General features: G+C 31.1%; 4 protein-coding genes. 1 reads left to right on the top strand and 3 read right to left on the bottom strand.

The genetic code is table 11. The annotated features are described in order from the left end of the window. The first annotated feature begins 95 nt into the window (after positions 1-95). Positions 96-2,102, top strand: a complete 2,007-nt coding sequence (ftsH, locus tag I4U58_RS12915; protein WP_195931753.1) for an ATP-dependent zinc metalloprotease FtsH — start codon at positions 96-98, stop codon at positions 2,100-2,102. A 56-nt stretch (positions 2,103-2,158) separates the two neighbouring features. Here the strand turns inward: ftsH and I4U58_RS12910 are convergent, their stop codons facing one another. From I4U58_RS12910 to I4U58_RS12900, 3 genes are all read right to left on the bottom strand, one after another. Beyond that, the gene (locus I4U58_RS12910; protein WP_195931752.1) at positions 2,159-2,590 is read right to left on the bottom strand and encodes a YbjN domain-containing protein; all 432 of its coding nucleotides are present in this window, start codon (positions 2,588-2,590) and stop codon (positions 2,159-2,161) included. 11 nt (positions 2,591-2,601) lie between these two features. Then, a complete protein-coding gene (locus I4U58_RS12905) occupies positions 2,602-3,033 on the bottom strand; it encodes a YbjN domain-containing protein (RefSeq protein ID WP_195931751.1) in 432 nt (143 codons plus the stop codon). A 178-nt stretch (positions 3,034-3,211) separates the two neighbouring features. Further along, positions 3,212-3,724: a PaaI family thioesterase gene (locus tag I4U58_RS12900; RefSeq protein WP_195931750.1), complete on the bottom strand. Its 513-nt coding sequence runs from the start codon at positions 3,722-3,724 to the stop codon at positions 3,212-3,214. Between the last annotated feature and the right edge of the window lie 327 nt (positions 3,725-4,051).

Raw genomic sequence — 4,051 nt, 5'->3', positions numbered from 1 at the left:
TTTTTTATCAATAATAATATATAATGAATTTTAATAGGTATTTTGAGAACCAAATATTTATGTAAAATAAATTAATACATAGGAAAGGTGCTAATATGAAAGAAGAAAAAAACAAACCAAAACATTTTAATTATTTTAACTTCTTTTTAATATTATTGCTTGTTGTAATGTTGAATAGCTTATTTTTACCAAGCATAAATTCTCGAATATATGAAGAAGTGGATTATAGTACATTTTTAACTCAGGTTGAATCAGATAAAGTAGACCAAGTAGAGATGAGTGATACACAAATAGTATACACTTTAAAAAAGAGTGGGGAAAATGAAAAGAAAAATAAAAAATCATACTATACAGGATATGTTGAAAATCCAGATTTAGTAAAAACTTTACAAGACCACAACGTTAAGTTTACAAAACAAGTCACAGATGAAAATTCATGGATAGTAAACTTTATAGTGAGCTGGATATTGCCACTTGCAATTTTCTTATTTATAGGAAACTGGCTTATGAAATCTATGGCGAAGAGACTTGGTGGAGGAGCAAATGCAATGCAATTTGGTAAGAGTAATGCCAAAGTATATGTTGAAGCTCAAACAGGAAAGACTTTTGATGATGTAGCAGGACAAGATGAGGCAAAAGAAGCTCTTACTGAAATAGTAGACTTCCTTCACAATCCTAAAAAATACGAAGAAATCGGGGCAGTAATGCCTAAGGGAGCACTACTTGTAGGACCTCCAGGAACAGGTAAAACATTACTTGCGAAAGCAGTAGCAGGTGAGGCAAAAGTTCCATTCTTCTCAATATCAGGATCTGAATTTGTTGAGATGTTTGTCGGTATGGGTGCTGCGAAAGTTAGGGACTTATTCAAACAAGCCAACGAAAAAGCTCCATGTATAGTATTTATAGATGAGATAGACACAATAGGTAAAAAACGTGATACTGGTATGCCAGGAGGAAACGACGAAAGAGAACAAACACTTAACCAACTTCTTACTGAGATGGATGGTTTTGATGGTAAAAAAGGTGTTGTTATATTAGCGGCTACAAATAGACCAGATTCACTAGATAAAGCATTACTTAGACCAGGTCGTTTTGATAGACGTATTCCTGTAGAACTTCCAGACTTAGCTGGTCGTGAATCAATACTTAAAGTACATGCACATGGTGTTAATATGGCTAAAGACATAGACTACAATGCAATTGCTAGAGCAACAGCAGGAGCTAGTGGTGCTGAACTTGCTAACATAATAAACGAAGGTGCATTAAGAGCAGTTAAGATGGGTAGACATCAAGTTTTACAAGAAGACTTAGAAGAAAGTGTAGAAGTTGTAATAGCTGGTTATCAAAGAAAAGGTGCAGTTATATCTCAAAGAGAAAAATCAATAATTGCATACCATGAAGTTGGACATGCGCTTGTTGCAGCAAAACAAACAGAATCTGCACCAGTACACAAGATAACAATAATACCTCGTACTTCTGGGGCACTTGGATATACAATGCAAGTTGATGAAGGTGAAAAAGTCCTAATGACAAAACAAGAAGCATTTAATAAAATTGCTACTTTTACAGGAGGACGTGCAGCAGAAGAGTTAATATTCGGCTCATTCACAACAGGTGCATCAAACGATATAGAACAAGCAACAAAAATGGCTAGAGCAATGGTAACAAGATATGGTATGAGTGAAGACTTTGATATGATGGCACTTGAAACAGTGACAAATCAATATCTAGGAGGAGACGCATCGCTTACTTGTTCACCAGAAACTTCAACTAAAATAGACCAAGAAGTTTTAAGTATAATAAAATCAGCTCACAAAAAAGCTATGAATATACTTAAAGAAAATGAAGAAAAACTACACGAAATATCTAAATACTTACTTGAAAGAGAAACAATAACAGGTGAGGAATTTATGGAAATCTTAAATGGAGAAAAGCCTTCTGATAAAATAGAAGAAAACACAGACTCAGATAATACTTCAGATCAAAATGAAGTTGTACTTGAAGGAAGTGAGTTTCAAACAGTTGACGAAGGGTTAACTCTTGAAAAGAAGATTGATATAAAAATAGATAAAAAAGCAGATTTAGATGAAGATAATAAATAAGATTTATGAATAAATAAAAAACTGGATTTTTATAATCCAGTTTTTTTATTATTATACTAAATAGAATTTATAATTGTGCTATAAGATTCTAAGACATCTCGATAGCCAACTTTTAATATATGTATAAACTCAGTACTGCTAAATGTTCTTTCAACACCAATATAATTTACACAGCCATATATCTTATCGTCTTCATCTAGGTAATATCTCACCAATAAACTACTTTCATTTAAACTATTTAAAATATTTAAAACAAGATTTTTTTTTGAGGGATTATTGAGTTTTGCTATATAGTAGTACACTAGGCTGTAGGCTCGGTTTGGAAGTAATATTACAGATATTACACAGACTGCACCAGAATCATCAATTTGTTGTGCAGATTGTAGACATAGGGCATCATTATCATCTTGTAAAATATCAAATGATTCTAAAATATCGGCATCCCTCATTGCACCCATAACTTTCAATTTTTTAGTATCAAAGTCCATTTTTATTCCCCCTAAATTAAATTTTTGATTTTATTATATGCATCAATAATTTCGCTAAAGCCTATCTCCATCAAATTTATAAATTCAGAACTATTAAAATTTGTATCAATTCCAATATAATTTATTGCCCCAACTATATGATTTTGTTTATCAATATAATATTTCATAAGAATGCTATCGTTATTTAGTTTATTTAGAAATTCTATTATAGTAGATTGTTTGCTAAAGTCTGCGAGTTTAGCGAAAACGTAGTAGATTAAACTGTAGGCACTATCACTAGACATGATAATAGAGATTATGCAGTGAGCTTGTGTTTCGTCAATTTTTTGATAAGTTCTTAAAAGTAGTGCTTGGTGATCATCTTCAAGTATATCAAAAGACTCTAGAAGGTCGGCATCTCGTAGTGAATCCATAACTTCAAATTTTCTTTTTTCAAAATCCAATATATCACACACCTTTGTATATAAAAATATTATCAACATAGAGTTTTTAATATGTTACTTAATTCTACGTTGTTTTAGAAACCTCCTTTATATAATATGAAAAAACGCATCTCGAAATGATACTATTTCAAGATACGTTGTTAGTTTGCATAATATATTAAATTAAAAGTTAAGATTTTTATCTTCCTGGAATTTCGATATATTCTACAGGTTCATCATCTGGGATAGGAATCCATTCCTCAGCCATATCACATTCATCAGCAATTTGACCAATCGGCATTTTTACGTATTTTGCTTTTGCAGTAACTGCAATCTCGCCATTAGGAAGGATTATTTCACCTTCACCTTCAAATAATTTTCTTGTATCTCTAGTTACTCTAGCAACTGTTATTATATCGCAGTCGATTGGGACTGGCTTTTTATATCTTAGTTCCAAACTTCCTGTAACACCCCAAACTGTTTCGTCACTAACGCTTATGGCACGACCGATAGTTTCATCTAAAATTGCTGCAGATATTCCACCATGAACTCTTCCAGGATAGCTTTGGTGAAATTCCTTAGAATTGAAAATAGATGCCAATTCACCATTTTCTAATTGATAGAAACGAGCCTTTAGACCTAAATCATTTTTCACACCACAAACAAGACAACTTTTAGAGCTGTTTTGTTTTTTTAATACTTTATATTTCATGTTTATCTCCCTTTCTTTTTACAAAATTAACCATACTTATAATTATAACCTAATGCAGTTAAATTTATTAATAGAAGTCTCTATTTAGTGATCTAGTTTTATTTTAAGATAGTTAAAACTGTAGCTAAAAAGTTTGAATTTGATGTGAATTAATATAATAAGTACGCTATAAGAATTGCTATATGCTCTCCAAAAGATGAGGATGAGCTTAGAAAAGGATTGAGTATCATAAAAGATTTATATAAAGAACTAGAAAATAATTAATAAAAAATGTATATATAAGAATACTTTAAAATAAAATGGATATAATTATAAACATTACGAAAA

Origin of the sequence: Clostridium sp. 1001270J_160509_D11 (assembly GCF_015667935.1) — a bacterium.
Classification (GTDB): Bacteria; Bacillota; Clostridia; order Peptostreptococcales; family Peptostreptococcaceae; genus Intestinibacter.
The sequence above is the reverse complement of the archived record's forward strand: the minus strand, read 5'-3'. Positions and strand labels throughout refer to the sequence as shown.